General features: G+C 66.1%; 18 protein-coding genes. 7 read left to right on the forward strand and 11 right to left on the reverse strand.

What is annotated here, in order from left to right; genetic code table 11:
- Positions 1-83: 83 nt before the first annotated feature.
- The 3 genes from Q1U94_RS01655 to Q1U94_RS01665 all read right to left on the reverse strand — a co-directional run bounded on the left by Q1U94_RS01655 (position 84) and on the right by Q1U94_RS01665 (position 3,904).
- A complete protein-coding gene (locus tag Q1U94_RS01655; RefSeq protein ID WP_300541275.1) occupies positions 84-2,099 on the reverse strand; it encodes a TonB-dependent receptor in 2,016 nt (671 codons plus the stop codon).
- Between the two features lie 30 nt (positions 2,100-2,129).
- Entirely contained in the window at positions 2,130-2,639 is a 510-nt protein-coding gene (locus Q1U94_RS01660; protein WP_300541277.1) for a hypothetical protein, read from the reverse strand.
- A gap of 776 nt (positions 2,640-3,415) precedes the next feature.
- Positions 3,416-3,904 carry a MarR family winged helix-turn-helix transcriptional regulator gene (locus Q1U94_RS01665; RefSeq protein ID WP_300541279.1) on the reverse strand — a complete coding sequence of 163 codons (489 nt, stop codon included), beginning with the start codon at positions 3,902-3,904 and terminating at the stop codon, positions 3,416-3,418.
- Between Q1U94_RS01665 and Q1U94_RS01670 the strand changes: the two genes are divergently transcribed.
- Together Q1U94_RS01670 and maiA are read left to right on the forward strand one after the other, a co-directional pair.
- Entirely contained in the window at positions 3,903-4,625 is a 723-nt protein-coding gene (locus Q1U94_RS01670; RefSeq protein WP_300541281.1) for a fumarylacetoacetate hydrolase family protein, read from the forward strand. The genes Q1U94_RS01665 and Q1U94_RS01670 overlap by 2 nt on opposite strands.
- Before the next feature lie 9 nt (positions 4,626-4,634).
- Complete coding sequence (gene maiA / locus Q1U94_RS01675) at positions 4,635-5,276, forward strand: maleylacetoacetate isomerase (protein WP_300541283.1); 642 nt, start codon at positions 4,635-4,637, stop codon at positions 5,274-5,276.
- Between the two features lie 4 nt (positions 5,277-5,280).
- On the opposite strand, the gene Q1U94_RS01680 is transcribed toward maiA, so the two are convergent.
- The gene (locus Q1U94_RS01680; RefSeq protein ID WP_300541285.1) at positions 5,281-6,471 is read right to left on the reverse strand and encodes a DUF418 domain-containing protein; all 1,191 of its coding nucleotides are present in this window, start codon (positions 6,469-6,471) and stop codon (positions 5,281-5,283) included.
- A gap of 143 nt (positions 6,472-6,614) precedes the next feature.
- On the opposite strand from Q1U94_RS01680, the gene Q1U94_RS01685 reads away from it, so the two are divergent.
- Complete coding sequence (locus tag Q1U94_RS01685) at positions 6,615-6,878, forward strand: hypothetical protein (RefSeq protein ID WP_300541287.1); 264 nt, start codon at positions 6,615-6,617, stop codon at positions 6,876-6,878.
- Positions 6,879-7,045: 167 nt separating this feature from the next.
- On the forward strand, positions 7,046-9,076 hold the full coding sequence (locus Q1U94_RS01690; protein ID WP_300541289.1) for a hypothetical protein: 2,031 nt from the start codon (positions 7,046-7,048) through the stop codon (positions 9,074-9,076).
- 12 nt (positions 9,077-9,088) lie between these two features.
- On the opposite strand, the gene Q1U94_RS01695 is transcribed toward Q1U94_RS01690, so the two are convergent.
- Genes Q1U94_RS01695 through Q1U94_RS01715 form a run of 5 tightly spaced genes read right to left on the reverse strand, consistent with a single transcriptional unit; the run spans position 9,089 to position 13,766 of the window.
- Positions 9,089-9,709: an ABC-type transport auxiliary lipoprotein family protein gene (locus tag Q1U94_RS01695; protein ID WP_300541292.1), complete on the reverse strand. Its 621-nt coding sequence runs from the start codon at positions 9,707-9,709 to the stop codon at positions 9,089-9,091.
- Positions 9,706-10,656 carry an MlaD family protein gene (locus tag Q1U94_RS01700; protein WP_300541294.1) on the reverse strand — a complete coding sequence of 317 codons (951 nt, stop codon included), beginning with the start codon at positions 10,654-10,656 and terminating at the stop codon, positions 9,706-9,708. Before Q1U94_RS01700 ends, Q1U94_RS01695 begins: the two co-directional genes overlap by 4 nt.
- Before the next feature lie 2 nt (positions 10,657-10,658).
- Positions 10,659-11,432 carry an ABC transporter ATP-binding protein gene (locus Q1U94_RS01705; RefSeq protein WP_300541296.1) on the reverse strand — a complete coding sequence of 258 codons (774 nt, stop codon included), beginning with the start codon at positions 11,430-11,432 and terminating at the stop codon, positions 10,659-10,661.
- Entirely contained in the window at positions 11,429-12,583 is a 1,155-nt protein-coding gene (locus tag Q1U94_RS01710) for an ABC transporter permease (RefSeq protein WP_300541298.1), read from the reverse strand. The genes Q1U94_RS01705 and Q1U94_RS01710 overlap by 4 nt, the downstream gene beginning before the upstream one ends.
- 10 nt (positions 12,584-12,593) lie before the next feature.
- A complete protein-coding gene (locus tag Q1U94_RS01715; protein WP_300541300.1) occupies positions 12,594-13,766 on the reverse strand; it encodes an MFS transporter in 1,173 nt (390 codons plus the stop codon).
- A 126-nt stretch (positions 13,767-13,892) separates the two neighbouring features.
- Between Q1U94_RS01715 and Q1U94_RS01720 the strand changes: the two genes are divergently transcribed.
- From Q1U94_RS01720 to Q1U94_RS01730, 3 genes are read left to right on the forward strand one after another with little or no spacing between them, the layout of a single operon-like run.
- Positions 13,893-15,194, forward strand: coding sequence for a glycosyltransferase family 4 protein (locus Q1U94_RS01720; RefSeq protein WP_300541302.1), 1,302 nt, complete (start codon positions 13,893-13,895; stop codon positions 15,192-15,194).
- Positions 15,188-15,907 carry a class I SAM-dependent methyltransferase gene (locus Q1U94_RS01725; protein WP_300541304.1) on the forward strand — a complete coding sequence of 240 codons (720 nt, stop codon included), beginning with the start codon at positions 15,188-15,190 and terminating at the stop codon, positions 15,905-15,907. The genes Q1U94_RS01720 and Q1U94_RS01725 overlap by 7 nt, the downstream gene beginning before the upstream one ends.
- Positions 15,907-17,004 (forward strand): hypothetical protein, encoded by a 1,098-nt coding sequence (locus Q1U94_RS01730; RefSeq protein WP_300541305.1) that lies wholly within the window; start codon positions 15,907-15,909, stop codon positions 17,002-17,004. Before Q1U94_RS01725 ends, Q1U94_RS01730 begins: the two co-directional genes overlap by 1 nt.
- On the opposite strand, the gene Q1U94_RS01735 is transcribed toward Q1U94_RS01730, so the two are convergent.
- Both Q1U94_RS01735 and Q1U94_RS01740 read right to left on the reverse strand, forming a co-directional pair.
- Entirely contained in the window at positions 16,961-17,566 is a 606-nt protein-coding gene (locus tag Q1U94_RS01735; RefSeq protein WP_300541307.1) for a class I SAM-dependent methyltransferase, read from the reverse strand. The two genes, Q1U94_RS01730 and Q1U94_RS01735, sit on opposite strands and share 44 nt — an antisense overlap.
- The gene (locus tag Q1U94_RS01740) at positions 17,566-18,027 is read right to left on the reverse strand and encodes a hypothetical protein (protein WP_300541309.1); all 462 of its coding nucleotides are present in this window, start codon (positions 18,025-18,027) and stop codon (positions 17,566-17,568) included. Before Q1U94_RS01740 ends, Q1U94_RS01735 begins: the two co-directional genes overlap by 1 nt.
- Between the last annotated feature and the right edge of the window lie 210 nt (positions 18,028-18,237).

Below are 18,237 nucleotides of genomic sequence, written 5' to 3' on the forward strand. Positions count from 1 at the left end.
CCATGGCACCAGCCTCGGCCTGAGTCGCTGAAATCAGGGTTAACGCCCCGGCACCGTCATGGCACCGGGGCGTCATCGGCGTCCTAGAAGCTGCCCGTCAGGCCGAACCAGAAGCGGGATTCCGATTCGGTATTGACATTGGTGACCTCGCCGCCGCCGAAATTGGCGTTCTGTGCGCTGAGCGACACCGACACATGATCGTTCAGCCGGTAGCCGGCCCGGAAGGACAGGGCCACATAGCTGTCGATCGCCACCTGGGAGGGAAGACCGAAGGTCGCCTGGAACGGGCTCGTGGTCTCCGAGACATAGTTGACATAGCCATCGGCGGTGAAACGCTCGCCCGTCCAGCCCAGATGGGCGTTGAACAGATGTTCCGGAGTCGCGCCCTCGTAGTTCTGGACGTGGTTGGCGCCGAACGTGCCGTCCAGATCGTCCTCGGCCTGCTGGAATGTGTAGTTCACGTCCCAGTCCCACCGGCCTTCGGGATTGCCTTCCAGACCCAGTTCGAAACCGGCGGTCGACGTATCTCCGCGATTGTCGAACAAGAGGGTCGGGATCGTGGCCGCCGGCGGCAGTACGTCCGGGAACAGGCCGAACAGGCCACGCACATCGGCCGTGTCCTGCATGAACACCGCGGCGCGCAGGTTCACTGTCGGCGTGAGCGCCCGGTCATAGGCGATCTCATAGCTGTCCACGATCGACGGGATCATGTTCGGATTGCCCGACAGGATGAGCGGATTGCCGCCGACTGTGGACTGCAGGCCAAAGCCGATATCGAAGGACGTCGGGGCCTGGATACCACGGCCGGCCATCGCCCGCAGCGAACCGCCGAAGGACGGACGCCAGACCAGGGCTGCATTGTAGGAGAACTCTTCGAAGGACACCGAATAATCGTCCTGCGTGAAGATGTAGGTTGCAGCCGGTGCGCCATCCCGGCTCCAGTCTACACTGTCGAAACGGCCGGCCAGGGTCAGGTCGAGTGTGTTCGAGAACTTGTGGTTCCACATCGCCGAAAAGGCAGCGGACTCATACCCGAAATCGCCATTGCCGGGATCCGGGAAGGAGGCGGTCTCGCCATTGCGGAATTCGGCGCCGATGCGGAATGTGTTGCGTGTGCCGAGCTTGAACAGATCCTGGATACGCCAGGTAGTCAGCGACGAACTCAGCGGACCGTAAGAGTATTCGATCTCGCTTTCATTGCGATAGACCATTGCCGTGATGAAGCCGAAATCCGTGTCCGCTTCGATCGAGCCGAGATAGGAGGTCAGTTCGTATGCAGCGCGCGCGGCCGTATAGACCGACGTGATGCCCAGCTCGTCGACATTGGTGAAGGTCGCTTCACCGTTCAGGCTGATCTTGTCCGTGATCCGGATGCGGCCCTCGATCGCCCCGGTTTCACGGCTGAAATCGGGAATGGCGCGGGTCTGCACGTCGATGCCACCCTCATAGGCCGGCAGCTCGCTGGTTTCCGAATTGCCATAGCTGACACGAACCGAAGCGCGCTCACCGAACTGATGGGCCGCCACGAAGCCGGCGTCATAGCCGCCTTCACTGTCTACATTGACGCGCGCGGTCAGGTATTCACCGTGCTGCGGGTTGCGGGTGATGATGTTGACCACGCCGGATACGGCATTGAAACCGTACAGCGCCGACTGGGCGCCCTTGACCACTTCGATCTGCTGGATCTCTTCCAGCTGCACCGGCAGGGTCGACCAGGCGGTATAGCCGTAGCTGTCGAGATAGACTTCGCGGCCGTTCACCAGCACCAGAAGGCGCGGCGAATACGGCGTGGCAGCGCCGCGGATCGAGATCTGGCCGTCGCCATAGCCGTACCGGTTGAAATTGACGCCGGCATAGTGCCGCAGGATGCCCGGGATGTCGTATTCCGGAAATCGGCCGATATCGTTCTGGGTGATGATGATCATCGTCGCCGGGACGTCGGAGGCACGCTGCGGCGCGCCGGTGGCGCCCGCCGTTACGGGCTCGCCGAAGAGTTCGCTCATCGCGGTATAGTCCAGCGACTGAGCATTCGCGCCCGCCGTGATGGCCATGCTGGCGGCCAGGGCGGACAGGGAAGTCGAAAGAAGGATGTTTTTCATGGTGATTACTCTCTAAATCCGTGTTTCCGCCTAAATTTCTTCGATCATCATCGCGAAGGCCGCCGCGAAGGAGACCGAAGAGGCATTCGCTGCACCGCGATTGACGACGATACGCACCGACGGCGCGCTCTGGACGCCCATCACGCAATTGCCGCTTTCAACGCAGCCCATATCGGTGGAAACCGTCATCACGCCGGCCGAGCTGGCCGCCGAGAAAACACCGGCATCGCCCGAGGCTCCGCCCAGCAGCACGGCGGCGTGAGCACCGCCAAGACTGCCGGCATCGGCCATCGGCACGAGGCGCGCATTGAGCGTGACCCGGCCGGCCGAAAGCCCGCCGGCCATCGTGCCGGCAAGCGCCTGGGCTTCGGCTTCGCTGGCAGCATCGTAGACGATGGCGACCGTCCGGCCGGACCCGCTGGCGCCTTCAACGAAGCTGAGCGCGCGCCCGATGACTTCCAGGTCACGCTGGGTGGTTTCCGCCATGGCGGGAGTGGAGAGGAGAGCGCCGGCGAGTACCGGCAGAATATATTTACGCATGTAAGTCCCTGCCCTGTTTTCCGGACATCGAATGACGTCGTATCAGGGCCGGAACTACGCGCGGAGTGTTAACCATGACCTTCCGCACCGTCATAGCTTATTACTTATACTTGTAATATGCTATTACCAGGCAAGCCATGAACAGTATTCGTATATGTATACCATATTACATACTTGAACAGTTTACCCTCTGCCGAGCGCAGACACACCCAATGCCCGCCGCGCAGGGACAATGGCCGGGGAGTGCCTACTGGCAACTACACGCGCGCTCTGCCCGGCCGGGGGAAATGGGCGCGGGGAAGGCCTGGCGCGCCGCTTGTCCCGCAGCACGCCGGTAAATTCCCGGAACCTGCCAGCCACTTTCCGGAAACGCGTCCCGGAGCTGACGTGCCGGGGCTCCGGCAGGGTAGTGCGGCGGGTCGAGCGGCACCAAACGACCGGCCGTGATACCCGCGCACCTGGAATCGGGGGCGAGCGCGTCCGGGAAAGCTCCGCGTGCGGGATGTCGATGGATGTCACGCCCAAAAACCAGACCGGTTTACCGGCGCCCGCCATTCTTCGTGTCGCTAAAGTCCCCGGACTTTTGCGATCGGCGAAACCGACCACTCCTCATCCCGCACCCCTCCCATACCGCCAGGCGGACACGCCGTGGAGACAAAGGTGTGCGCGGCGGGCGGGAGAAATGGCGCGAGAGACAAGATGACAGAAAGGGCGCTCGTCCCGCGGGGGGGCGGCACAGGGCCGGGGACGTGAAGAGACGGGAAGCCGGGAGCGGGTCAGTCCTTCAGGCCGTCGCCGTGCATCAGCTGGCCTGCACGACGGCGCAGGCGGCCGAGCAGGCCGGCCAGCAATTCGGCCTCCTCCGGCGAGAATTCGGCCAGCAGGGCCGCCTCCTCCGCCAGGGCGACCGGCGCAATATCGCCATAGGTATCGGCACCGGCCGCCGACAGCCGCAACAGGCGGGCCCGGCGGTCGGAAGCGTGGTCCTCGCGCTCGACGAGCCCTCGTTCAACCAGGCTGCGTACGGCCCGGCTGACCGAAACCTTGTCCATCGCCGCACTGTCGGCGATCGCCTGTGCCGTCATGGCCTGGCCCTCTCCAAGAATGGCGATCACGCGCCATTCCCAGATCGAGATTCCGAACCGCGCCTGATAGGCCGACGCGATGAGCCGGCTGACCAGGTTCGAGGTGACGGCGAGCCTGTAGGGCATATAATCGCGCAGGCGCAGCTCCTGCGTATCGGGGGTCCGGGCCGTGTGGGTCATGCCGTCAGTGGTGCCGGAAGCCGGGCGCAGCCGCAAGGCGATTGTTGGCTCGACGGCGGACCGCAAGGCGCGCTATCTGGACGGTATGAGCGATCTCGTCACCCTGCCCCCCGCACCGCGCCTCGCGATCGAAGGCGATGCCCGCACCTTTCCTGTCGGCCGCGTCTTCTGTATCGGCCGCAATTATGCCGATCACGCCCGGGAAATGGGCGCAGCGGCCGAAGCGATCTTTTTCGCCAAGCCTGCCGACGCCGTGACCACGGCATCGCACATTCCCTTTCCGCCGGAGACCGCCGACCTGCATCACGAGGTCGAGCTCGTTCTGGCCCTGGGCGAAGACGGCGAAATTGCCGCCAGCGGTGTCGGCGTGGACCTGACCCGGCGGGACCTGCAGACCCGTATGAAGGAAAAGTCGGCGCCCTGGGAAATCGCCAAGGGATTTCGCCACTCGGCCCCCACGGGCGCGCTGCGCCGCGGTCCGCCCCCCGCGTCCGGAGCGATCGCGCTGACTGTCAACGGCCAGACCCGCCAGTCCGGCGATCTCGGCCTGATGATCCTCAAACCGCAGGCCCTGCTTGCCGAGCTCGGCCGCTTTTTCGAACTGTCTCCGGGAGATCTTGTCTTCACCGGCACGCCGGCCGGGGTCGGACCGCTCAACCGGGGCGACAGGGTCCGCGCGACCGTGGACGGCCTGCCCCCGCTGGATTTCACGCTCGATTAGGAGGAAGCCATGACCACGCTCTACGGCTATTGGCGTTCCAGCGCCGCCTATCGTCTGCGGATTGCGCTCAACCTCAAAGGCGTCGGCTATGGCCAGGTGGCCGTCAACCTGAAGGACGGCGAGCAGCATGGCGAGGCCTGGCGGGCGATCCAGCCGCAAGGACTGGTACCGGTGCTCGAACACGGGCAGGACCGTTTCCTGCAATCGCCGGCCATACTGGAGTGGATCGACGAGACCTGGCCGGAACCCGCACTTCTGCCCGCCGATGCCGCCGGCCGCTGTCGCGTGCGCGGCTGGGCATCGGTGATCGCCTGCGACATCCATCCCGTCCAGAACCTGCGCATTCTCAAGGCGATCGCCCAGGATCTCGGACAGGGTCCGGAGGGGATGAAGGCCTGGGCTCAGCGCTGGATGCAGTCCGGACTGGAATCGCTGGAAACCATGGTCGCGGCCCATGAGCGGTCCACACCCTTCCTGTATGCGGACCGGCCCGGCATGAGCGAAGTCTATCTGGTTCCGCAAATGTACAATGCCCGGCGCTGGGAGGTGGATGTGTCGAACTGCCCGACACTCGTGGCGGCCGACGAGGCCGCCCGGGCCCTGCCGGCCTTCGCCGAAGCCGCTCCGGAAGCCCAGCCGGACGCAGAATAGCCCGTCAGTGGCGCAGGCTCTGGCGTGTCCGTGTGACCAGGACCAGCCAGAGCCACTCTGCCGGGCCCAGCCGGAAACGCGGTACCCAGAACCACGCCGCGGCGATCATCGCCCCTGCCAGGCTCAGCGCGATGGCCAGGAGCGCTGCACGCGGCAATTGGGCGAAGAGCGAAAGGCCCGGCAGGCCGGAAAACAGGAAGACCAGCACGATAGAGCCGAGAAGGTAGGCGCTGAGCCAGACCCGGCCGAGACGGCCCAGGGCCTCGACGGGCACACGCAGTGCCCCGGCGCGGCAGGCGAGCATGACGAGGGCGGCATATCCGTAGGCTATCAAGGGCGTGGCCAGGAGTTTGGCACTGCTGCTGGCGAACGCGCTGGACGGGGCGAATCCGGTTGAGATTTCATGGAGATTGGCCCAACCGGCCAGCGGCCATCCGATCCCCAGTGCCACGGCGCCGGACAGGGCATAGCGCAGGTCCGGCCAGCGCAGGTCGAAGAAGCCCGTTCGCAGCGCGGCCATGGCGATCAGCATGACACCGGCAATACCGCCGCCCAGAAAGACGATCTGCATCAACTGGTTCATCAGGGCGAAGCCGAGATTGGCCGGCAGGCGGGCCCAGAAACCGGCCTGGTAGAGACTGTTCAGCGCGGCCACGCGGTCCGGCGGATAGCCCAGGGCGGCGGCCCGGCTCATGCTGTCGTCGACAAGACCGGTCATTGCGCTTCCGGCCAGCAATACCGCCAGTGTGGCCAGCACCAGACCCGTTCCGAAAATGAGCTGGCTCACGACGGTGAGGCGGGCGCCCGCAGCGGCGATCAGCCCGACAATGGCGAGAGGCACGAGAAGATCGCCGAACCAGAACAGATAGGCATGCACCAGGCCGATCGGCAGCAGCCAGCCCAGATACCCCCATTGCCGGCCGCCGCGCAGGTCGGGCACTTCGTCCAGCGCGGCGAGCCAGGCGCCCAGGCACGCGGCCAGCAGGACCGGAAAGACCGGCGAGAATCCGGTCTCGATGATCCACCACGCGAACTGGTTGAGCGGAAAGGCGAAGTCTGGCGCGATAGTCGGCAGGGCCGCCGCCGGCCAGACCAGCGCATAGGACTGGATCGAAGCGACGGCCAGGCCTGCGACGGTCAGGCCCAGCAGAGCCTCATATCCCGTGCGCCCTGTCGCGATCGGCCATCGTGTCATCTCGCCTCCACCCTTCCGCCCCATTTCCGCCCTCTTCTTACGAAGAATTCACGAAACTCCCGCATTTCGTGAATTGCCTTTATTTACAAGGGCGATAATACGTGGTGCCGATAATAATCCGGATCGTAAGGCGCACACTTCAAATGATCCAGTTGCTCGAAACCGTGATCGAATGGCTCGCGATGCTCGCGCTGACCTCTGTCGGGATCGATGTGGAGCCTGTGTCGTGCGCCACCGCCGCGCCGGCGGAATACCGGACCGTGACCGCCGTTTATCTCGAACACGGCCACGACGCCTACCGGCTCTCCGTAAGCGATGACGGATGTGCGGAGGCCGCAGTGCGGGCGCTGCGCATCGACGACACGCCGCGCCTGATCACAAAGCTTCCGCAGAGCTACGACAGCTGATCGCCCGGACAGCCGGCCTACGCGACCTTTCCCCCGCAAATCCCGATTTTGCATAGATTATCTGTGTGCGCATCGCGCATTCACGCCTATTCTCTGCCATAATGAAATTTTCGGCCACAGGGCGGCGGACGCTTCCCGCCGGGATCAAAGAGCCAATCGGGCAGACAATGACCAAAAAGACGCAGGATCACACCATCGAGCTGGCGGAGATGGAGATGGCGGACGATACGCAGGACTCCCGGATCGCAGCCGCTCAGCCCAACGCCCTGACCACACCCCAGCCGCAACGGCACGAGGACGACGGCCCGGGCGGCAGGCCCGGCGGCGGATGGCTGATCTGGCTCGGCAATACATTCGCCCTGTTGTGGATCGGCGCTGCCGGCGCCTTTATCTGGGGCTATCTGGGGATCCGCTCCCTTGAACAACTCGCCCAGTACGGGTTCGGCCAGCTGACCGGCCTGTCGGTGTTCGCGATCGCTCCGGCCCTCCTGTTCGTGATGTGCGGCCTGATGGCCCGCGAGGTCGTGCGCAACGGCCACAATACCCGTCGTGTCGAGGTTGCCCTGCGCAAGCTGGCCGAGCCGGCCCAGTATGCCCAGGCGGAGGTCCAGACGCTGTCCGGCGCCATCTCCGGCGAAGTGGAACGCATTAATTCGGCGCTGGAAAGCGCCCTGGCCCGTCTTGCCGCGATGGAAGAGGTGATCAGCCATCACGCCGAGACGCTCGAACAATCGGCCACCGACGCCCGCGACCGCACCGAAACCCTGCTCAAGGGCCTGCGCACGGAACGCCTGCGCCTGGGCGAGGTGTCGGAATCGCTGGACGACAAGGCCGCACTCATTGCCGCGGCAATCTCGGACCAGTCGAAAATGGTCGCGGCCGCGGCCGAACTGGCCGCATCCCAGGCCTCCGACAGCGAAAAGCGTATCCGCGCCAGTGTCGACGATCTCAACGAGGCCGGAACCGCCGTCGTCGAACGCAGCGACAAGGCGGCCGCCATCATGGACGAGCGCACGGGCCATCTGCGCGAACTGTCCGAGACGCTCAAGGAACGCTCGGAAAATCTCGACGCCGCCTATGTGAAGCACCGCCAGCGTCTCGCCGATGCCGGCGAAGCCCTGCGGCAGGAACAGGAAAAGATAGCCGCGGCGCTCGACTTCCACCGCGCCGAACTGGACGTCATGGCCAGGACGGCCGGTGACGGTGCCAAGGCCCTCAACAATGCCGCCTCGTCCGGTGCGGCGGCCTTCCGCGACGCCGTCGATCAGGCGCTGGCGCGGGCGGACGAACTGGCCGGACGCGTGCGTTCGGAAACCGAGAATGCGGCCAGCGAACACGAGGCGGCCCTGGCGCGCCTGGTGGCGGCGGCGCAGGAAGCCAAGTCTGTCTCCGATGCCGCCATCGAGGCCATCCAGACCCAGGCCGATGTCGTGTCCTCCAAGGTCGAAAAAACCAACGAGGTCGCCTACGAGGCTGCCCGCCGCTCGGACGAGGCGTTCGAACAGCGTCTCGCCGAAGCCGACAAGCTGACCAAGCGCGCATCCCAGGCCGCCGACGACGCCGCCGAGTCGGTGCGCCGCCGGCTGGAAGCCGTGCTGGCCAGCGCCCGGGCGGAAACCCAGACGGTGGAACGGCATATCGAGTCGATGACCGAGCGCCTCTCGGAAATGCCTACCCTCGCCCGCGACCGCGCCCAGGAGGCTGCCGACGCACTGCGCCGGGGTCTGGACGGTCTCAATGCGGCGGCCATGGCGGCCGCCGAAGAAGCCCAGGAAATCGATGCCGCCTTCCAGTCGCGCATCCGCCAGAACTACGAATTGCTGAGCGATTTCATGCTGCGCATGGGATCCGTGGCCGGAGGCCGCCGCGCTCCGGACCTTGGCGCCAACGAACTGCCCGACCCGCTCTCGCAGCGGCATCGCGCGCCGGACACGTCAGGGTCGGCCGAGGACGCCGGCGAAGCACCGGCCGAGCAAAGCCGGACGGCAGACGCGGAGACTCCGCGGGACGCGAAGCATGACAGCGCTCAGGGCCGCTCCCGCGCCGAGAATACAGTCGGATTTCCCGAACGCGGCGGGCGGCGCGGTGCGAGCGAGCCGGGCTGGCGCTGGAAGGATCTGCTGTCCAACATGCCGGCCGAGGACGAGGACACGTCCCGTCGCGACCGTTCGCGGCCCAGTCGTAGCGAGGACGAATAGGCGGTTTCGCGCCTAACCGGCGGTTTCCACCGCCGTCCAGGCAGCAATATCCCGGCAGACCTCGCTTGCGGCCCGGTCGAAGGCATCGACGATCGCCCCGGTCCGGTTCGATCCGGCTCGCACTTCGGCGGTAAACACACGCGCTGCGACGAAACGTCTGCCGCGTTCGGCCACCAGCCGCGCCGCGATCCGCACGCGGACCGCCGGGGCTTGGTTTTCGCCCTGGTCGTAGGCCGCCTCGAATTCGCGCAGGTCGAGGCGCAATTCATAATCCGCCCTGACACCGTCCTCCGGCCGTGCCGGGGCCAGTTGCGACTGGGCCGCGTTGAAACTGTCGATGACCAGGTTCTGCACGATGCTGGGCGCGGGAGAGATCCAGCGCGCACCGCGGATATAAGCCAGGCTCTGCCCGTTCCTGACAAGCGCGATCTCGTCGCCCGCCAGCCCGCGCGGGGCCTGTGGCGGTTCGATCTGGACGATGGTCCAGTCCTCGCCCGACCATTCACGAGGCTCGGGCGCCGAAAGGCGGTAAACCGCAACCGGCTCGGCCTCCGGCAACAGCGAGACACAGGCAGACACCGACATCAGGCAGAGTGCCGCCAGGGCCGGTTTTACGAAACGGGCTCCGCTCATTGCGGCACCTCCACGGTTTCACGGGGCGAACCGGCCACGAAAGCGCCGGGATTGTTCTCGATCTGGAGCGTGATGCGTTCCAGGGACGCTATCAGCCGGCGCAGGTCGGCCGAAGCACGATTGAGGTCTTCCAGCCCGGTATCGGCAAAATTCTCCAGCGGCGGCGTCATCGTCAGGATCAGATGATTGGTGTCCCGTGCCGCCTGGTCGACGGAGATCGCCGCGGCTGTCGTCTGGTTCACGGCCGGAGTGAGGTCGTTGATCAGAAAGGTTTCCGCCGAAACGGCGAATTGCTGCATGGAATCCGCTGCCGTGGAAATGTCGGCCGCCGCCGTATCGATCCGCCCTATTGCCTGGCGCATATCCTCGATCAGGGCCTCCTCGGTGCTCAGCCGGTCGGTCAGTTCGCGCAGATTGCGCAACGTTTCCGAGACCTCGTCGACATTCTGCTCGCTGAGCAGGGCCGAAAGGCGGAACAGTGCCGTCTGGGCGGCGTCGAGTACGTCCTCGGACCCCTCGAACAGGCCTTCCAGCTGGGCCCGGCGCGCAAAGATCTTCGGCGGCTGCCGCCCGGGCGGGCTCAACAGGCGCTGCGCGTCGGGCGAGCCACCGGTGATGAGAATGTAGGAGAGGCCCGTCAGACCCTGCGGTTCGAGCTGTGCAAAGCTGTCGACCCGGACGGGGGTCTGCGCCAGCACCCGGACCCGCGCAATCACCCGGCTCTGCTCGTCCAGTTCCAGCTCGATCACCTCGCCGACCTGAATGCCGTTGAAACGCACCTCCCCGCTCTCGCGCAGGCCGCGCACGGGACCGTCAAAGACAATGTCGTAAAGCGCATACTCCTCATCGAAGGTGACCTTGCCGAGCCAGAGCGCAAAGAAGCCCATGGCCGCGGCGAGCAGAACCGTAAACAGGCCGACCAGGGCGTGATGGGCTTTGGTTTCCATGCCTAACTCTCCTTGCCGGCCAGCGCTGCACGGCCGCGCGGACCGTGGAAATACTCGCGGATCCACGGATGCGGGTGGTTTAACAATTCACGGATGGGCGCGACAGCCTCGACCCTCTTGTCGGCGAGAACCGCCACGCGGTCGCAGATCTCGTAAAGGCTGTCGAGGTCGTGGGTGATCATCATAACGGTCAGGCCCAGCGCCCGCGACAACTCCAGGATAAGGCTGTCGAACGCCGCTGCGCCGATCGGGTCGAGCCCGGCCGTCGGCTCGTCCAGAAACAGGATTTCCGGATCCAGCGCCAGGGCCCGCGCCAGGGCGACACGCTTGCGCATACCGCCGGACAATTCCGAGGGAAATCGGGTCGCCGCACTGGGATCGAGCCCGGCCAGGCCGAGCTTCATGCCGGCGATCTCCTCCATCAGGGAGACCGGCATGTCGACGTGCTCGCGCAGCGGCGCCATGACGTTCTCCAGCACGCTGAGCGAGGTGAACAGGGCACCGTTCTGAAACAGGACGCCCCAATGGCTGGCAATCTGCCGGCGCTCGCTCAGGCCAAGTTCGGAGAAATGCCTGCCATTGAACAGGATGTCGCCCCCGTCGGCGGATTTGAGCCCGAGTATCGTGTTGAGGAGCACCGTCTTGCCCGTGCCCGATCCACCGACCACACCGAGAATCTCGCCCCGCTCGATATCCAGGTTGAGATTGTCGTGGACGACATGCGCGCCAAAGGCTGTGCGCAGGTTCCGTACCGAAATGAGGGCATCCCCGCTCATATGCCCAGCTCCAGATACATCATGGCGAACAGGGCCTCGAGCACGATGACGGCGAAGATCGACTGCACGACCGATGCCGTGACGCGGCGTCCCAGGGATTCCACATCCCCCTTCACCTCCATGCCCTGGCGGCATCCGATCACGGCAACGACCAGGCCGAAGACGGGGGCCTTGGACATGCCGACCCAGAAATGGCTCCAGTCGAGTTCGGAATGAAAACGGGTGAAGAACAGGGCCGGGGAAATATCCTGGGCGGACCAGGCCACCAGCATGCCGCCGAAGATTCCCGCGACCATGGCACCGAAGGTCAGCAATGGCGCCATCAGCACGCAGGCGACCACGCGCGGCAGGACCAGCGCTTCATAGGGATCGAGACCGAGCACGCGCATGGCATCGATCTCCTGCTGCATTTTCATCGCCCCGATCGAGGCGGTAAACGCGCTGTCGGACCGGGCCGCCAGCATGATCGCCGTAATCAGGACACCGAATTCGCGCAGAACCGCGATCCCGACCAGCTCCACCGTGAACACCGAAAAGCCTACACTGCGCAACAGGTTGGCGCCCATGAACGCGACCACGGCGCCGATGAAGAAGGACAGGACGGAAACGATCGGAAGGGCGTTCACGCCCACTTCCTCCATCGCCCAGACCGTCGGGGTCAGGCGGAAACGCCAGGGCTGAGCCGCAGTCCGAAGACCCGTAGTCACCGTGCGGCCGAAGAAGGCAAAGGTGTGCACAGCCTCGACATAGGCTGCTTCCAGACCGGCGCCGATCCGTGCCATTGCCAGCATGAAGCCGAATGTCGGCTCCCTCTCGGGTTCGCAGACCGTAGTCCGGTTGCGCACTTCCTCGATCAGGCGGCGGGCCGTGCGATGATCGCCGAGATAGTGGAAATCGCCGTCCGGTTCTCCACAGCGGCGCGTGACGCGGCCCAGCAAATAGGCCCCGGCCGTGTCGATGCGGCCAAGATGAGTCAGGTCGATCACGATATCGCCCGGCGCCACGGAGGCCTCGACCGCGCGCAGCGGACCGTCCTGCCGGCCGATCGTATCGACCAGCCAGTCACCGTGCGGTTCCAGCACGGTCTTGCGTCCGTCTTCGCGCACGACCAGTCCGGCTTGTTCCGCTGTATCGACATTTTGTCCCCGCATGATACTGACCCTAGTCGATTTTCTCGCGCCGGGGGAGACCTTGAACGCGGTGCAGCAAAACTGCGGCTCCCAAGCCACACAAGGCGGGAAGGATCATGACGGCAAACCCGCCCGCGCCAATCCTGGCATAGAAATATCCGGACACGGCCGAGGCTGCCGCCATCACCAGACCACCCGACAGGGCCGAGTTCAGCGCTTGCGCCAGAGCGGCGTGATCGTCGGGCACATGTTCGGAGGCAAAACGCAGGAATCCGACATAGGTCGCCGCGAAGGTCAGGGCGTGCAGGGATTGCAGAAGGAACAGCGCCCAGAGCGGCGGTGACAGCGCCGTCAGCCCCCAGCGCACCACCGACGCCGCCGATCCCACACCCAGCAAGAGGGCGGGACTGGCCCGGCCGAGAAGCCCGCGGCCGGAAAGCCACAGGAAGGCGATCTCGACCGCCACGCCCGAGGCCCAGAGCGCACCGATCGCCGCGCCCGGCAATCCCTGCTCGCTCCAGGCCTTGGCGGAGAAGGCATAGTAGAATCCATGCCCGGCTTGGACCATGGCCGAGGCGGCCAGCGCAATGCCCAGAGGGCCGATCACCAGGCGCCCGATCTCCCGGAGATCGCCGCGCCCTGTCCGCCCCTCCTCCGCCCGCCGGCCCTCTGGAAGCCAGGCGGCGGCCAGCGCCAGCAGACCGGCGGCCAGGACCAGCCAGACGAGAATGCTTTCCGTGCCGAACCGGTCGATCAGCGCCCCGGCGGAAAAATTGGCGATAATGAAGGCGGCCGAACCGATGGCTCGCACAGGTCCGAAGGTGAAGGCCCCTCCCCGTGCGGCCCGCATCGCAAAGGCATCGATTACGGGGATCTGTCCGAACACCAGCGCGCCGGACAGGAAGGACAGGATCAGCAGCACCCAGGGCGTTGCGGCCGGCCCGTGCAGTCCGAACACCACGACACAGCCGATGGCGAAGACGAGGATCGGATCGCGCCGGCGCACCGCCCGGTCGGACCAGCGTGCCCCGACGGGCGAGACCAGCGTGCGCCCGGCCATGCCCGCCGCCACAATCCAGCCGATCCATTCCGGCGACAGGCCGCGCCCGTCCAGCCATTGCGGGAAATAGGGCAGGAAGCAGCCGAGCATCAGGTAGAAGGCGCCGTAATAGCCGGCGAAGCGGAAGGCAGGTGTCCTGATCATTCCGGCGCATTGCTCCCGTGGCCGCCGAGTTTTCCCGCGATGCTGCCCGGTGGCATAGCCTGCTTGGCGAACATTGTTCACTTCTATAGGTTCGCCGGCGACATGCCACAGCCGGAATCACGCGTCATGGGCCCAGATACCCTTGTTTCCGCAAGGCCGAAAGAGACACCGGACGTGGCGCCGGTGCGTCCGCTGCGCGTCCTGGTGACCGGCTATCGCTCGCATCCCCATGTCGGCGGTCAGGGCGTTTATATCCGCGAACTGACCTCGGCCCTGAAAGCGCTGGGACATCATGTCACGGTGGCCTCGGGCCCGCCCTATCCCCGGCTCGATCCGGGCATCGGGCTGATCGAACTGCCCTCACTTGACCTGTTTGCCGAGGAGAATGCCTTTCTGGCGCTGCGGCCGCGCCACCTTGCTTCCTGGGCCGATCTGTCGGAATGGCTCGCGCACAATTCCGGCGCCTTCGGCGAACTCTACGCCTTCGGACGCCGGCTGGACCGGTTTCTCGCTGGCCAGGCCCACCAGTTTGACGTGATCCACGACAACCAGACCCTGGCCACACCCTTCCTGCGGATCGAGCAACGCCTGCCGGTCATCACCACGATCCACCATCCCATCGCCATCGACCATGACTACGCCCTCGCGGCCACGCGCAAATGGTGGGAGAAACTGCTGACCCGGCGCTGGTACCGCTTCGTCGGCATGCAGGCGCGTACCGCCCGCGCCCTGCCGCGACTGCTCGCCGTGTCCGAAGCGGCCCGCGAAACCCATGCCGAGCGCTATGGCGTCGACCGGCAGCGGGTGCGCATCGCCTATAACGGGATCGACCATTCAGCCTTTCATCCCGATGCCGCCATCCCGCGCGAACCCGGCCTGATTGTCACCACCGCAAGCGCGGACGTGCCGATCAAGGGGCTGGACGTGCTCATCGACGCCCTCGCCCGTGTCGCTGCAGCGCGGCCACGCGCCCGCCTGCACATTGTCGGGCAATTGCGCGACGGTCCGGCGAAACGCCAGTTGGCCGCACACGGGCTGAGCCAGCGCGTGACCTGCAGCCACGACCTCACCCGCAGCGAGATCGCCGATCTCTACCGCCGCGCCCATATCGTGGCCTGTCCGGCGCGCTTCGAAGGCTTCGGCTTTCCCGCCGCCGAGGCGATGGCCTGCGGCGCGGCCGTGGTGTCCAGCGATGGCGGGGCCCTGCCGGAAGTCGTCGGCGATGCGGGCCTGGTCTCGCCGGCCGGCGATGCCGCCGCGATGGCCGGCAATCTGGCCCGCCTGCTGGACGCGCCGGGAGAGGCCGCCCGGCTGGGCGAACGCGCCGCAGAACGGGCCCGCAGCGCCTTCAACTGGTCAAACCACGCGCTGGCCGCCTCGCGCCTCTATGCCGAAGCGCTGGCCGAACGGGATACCGCGCCATGCTGACCGTCCGCCTCGATCCCATGGCACTGGAACCGGGCCAGCGCGTGCTCGACCTGGGCTGCGGCCATGGCCGCCATCTGCACGCGCTCTACTGGTCCCACACGCCGGTGATGGCGGTGGGAGTGGACCTGTCCCATGCCGATGCCGCGATCGCGCTGGAGAAATTCTTCGAACTGCCGCCGCCCGAACCCGCCTCCGACCAGCGTGCTGCCGTGCTCTCGGCCGGCGATGCCGCCCGGCTCCCCTTCGAGGACAAGAGTTTCGACCGTATCGTCTGTTCCGAAGTGCTCGAACACGTGCACGATCCCGATGCCGTGCTGGAGGAGATTGCGCGGATCCTCAAGCCCGGCGGAATATTCGTGGCCTCCGTGCCGCGCTACTGGCCGGAGAAGATCTGCTGGTGGCTCTCCCCGGCCTATCCGCGAGAACCGGGCGGACATGTGCGCATCTTCCGGGCCGACCAGTTCAGATCCGCCGTCGAGCGGCAGGGTTTCCGGCGTTATCTGCGCCACTGGGCACACGGGCTGCACAGCCCCTATTGGTGGCTGCAATGCGCGCTGTGGGAGCGGCGCCAGACCAGCAGCCTCGTCCGCCTCTACCGAAAATTCCTGGAGTGGGACCTGATGCAACGACCCTGGCTGACCCGTACGCTCGAACGCCTGCTGGACCCCGTCATGGGCAAGTCCGTGGTCATGTATTTCCGGAAGACGGCCTGATGGCGCGCCTCGTGGATATCGCCGCCTGCGCCCGCCATATCGAGGTGCTGCAACGGCCCGACGGGGCCATCCCCTGGATCGAGGCCGGAATCTGGGACGCCTGGAACCACGGCGAAGCCGCCATGGGCCTGGCCATTGCCGGCCGCGCTTGTGCGGCCGGGGCGGCGCTGGACCATCTGATCGAACGACAGGACGCCGATGGCGGCTGGACAGGCGATCTCGGGGCCTCGGTCCCGCTGGACGATGCCAACAAGCGCCTTGTCCCCGGCACCCCCGCCACCGCCCGCGACACCAATTTCTCCGGCTATGTGGCCGTCACCGTCCTGCGCAGCCTTCTCGCACTGGGTGCGCTCAGTGAACTGCCGCGCTACTGGCCGATGGTGAAAGCCGCGATGGACTTCGTGCTGGCACACCAGACGCCGCATGGCGATATCGTCTGGCGGGCGCGTTCCGGCACGGAGACACTGGGCGCGATCGACTCGCTGCGCGCCGGCAATGCCAGTCTCTACAAGGCGCTGGAATGCGCCATCCTGATGGGCCGCCTGCTGGACTTGCCGGTGGATGAATGGATGGCCGCCCGGCGCCGCATCGGCGCTGCGCTGCGCGAAAACGATGCCCGCTTCGACCGGATGGGCACAGACCGGCGGCGCTATGCGATGGACTGGTATTATCCGGTCCTGGCGGGAGTGGTTTCGGCAGAGGCTGGCCGCGCCCGGCTCTATGCCCGCTGGACCGACTTCGTCGAGCCGGGGCTGGGCTGCCGCTGCGTCTCCGACGAGCCCTGGGTCACCGCGGCGGAAACCGCCGAACTCGCCCTGGCCTGCCTGGCCGCCGGCAAGCGGGAACAGGCCCGCGCCCTGATCGCAAACCTGGGTCCGCTCAAGGCCGGGGCTGGCGGCTACTGGATGGGCTGGCAGTTCGCCGAAGAGATCATCTGGCCGGTCGAACGGCCCAGCTGGACCTCCGGTGCGCTGATCCTGGCTGCCGACGCGCTGGACAGGCTGACGCCGGGTTCGGATCTTCTCGTCCGCAACTGGGTGCCGGAAATCCCGGTCAGGAAAGACGCCGCATCACTTCCAGCGTTCCTGTCCGGCTGACCGGTTCGAACAGGCCGGAAGCGCTGGCCAGTTTCCAGATCTCGTAGGGCGGACGGCCGCCATCTTCGGGATTGGGGAAGACGTCATGGATGGCCAGGAGCCCGCCCGGAACGACACGGCCCGCCCAGCCGCGATAATCCGCCAGCGCCGCCTCCATGGAATGCCCGCCATCGATGAAGAGCATGCCCAGAGGCGTCGTCCAGTGCGCGGCGATGACAGCCGAACGGCCGACCACCGGAATGACACAATCTTCAAGGCCGGCGCGATAGAGCGTCTCGCGCAGGGCCGGCAGGGTTTCCACCGCGCCCAGCCTTGCGTCGAACAGATCCGGATCGTGATACTCCTCACCCGGCTGGTGTTCCTCGGATCCGCGATGGTGATCCAGCGTGTACAGGACTGTGCCGGCCTCGCGCACGGCCGGGCCCAGATAGAGCGCGGACTTGCCGCAATAGGAACCGATTTCCAGGACGGGGCCCAACTTGCCGGCCTGACGGGCACATTGCGCCAAGGCCGTGCCCTCCTCGGGCGCGAGGAAGCCTTTGACAGCGTCGGGAGCCAGCATCAGGACAGGGCGGCCGGGGCGCTGAATTCGCGGCGAAGGCCCGCCAGCGTGTCCGCGCGCTCGCGCAGGGCGCCCACGCGCACGGCAAACATGTCGCGCTCCACGGTCAGATCGCGGCGGACGCTTTCGCCGGCCGAGGCCGGCACGCGTTCGATGAGCCCGTCGAACAGGGCCAGTACATCGCGTGAGCGCGCCAGCGCGGTTTCGACATCGCCGAGGCTTTCGCTCAGCGCGGCGCGCGATTCTCCGCCACCACGCTCGATCAGCTCGACCGCCGCGGCATCGACGGCAGCAGCCAGTTCGATGGCGCGTTCCATATCGACGGCCAGGCGCGCTGGAAATTCGGAGGCGTCCGCCGTCACCTCATTGACGCGGAAATAACGCGCGACCGGGTCTTCGCCCGCGTCCGCATCGCCGCCTTGCCCCGTCAGCCGTCCCATCCAGCGCATTGCGGTCTGCATGGAGTCTTCATCGGCAATCCAGCCACGCTCGCGGCAGGCGGTTTCAAATACATCCGCAGTGCGGGAAATGGCGGCATGGGCCGGTGAAGCGGCCCGGGCAGCGGCATCTGAGCGGGCGGAGATGGATATCGGGGCGCTCGCACAGGCTGCGAGAGAGCAACACGCAGCCAATGCCACAAATACACGCCGAAGTCCGGTCATCACGCGGTC

This window comes from Maricaulis sp. (genome assembly GCF_030149515.1).
Taxonomy (GTDB): domain Bacteria; phylum Pseudomonadota; class Alphaproteobacteria; order Caulobacterales; family Maricaulaceae; genus Maricaulis.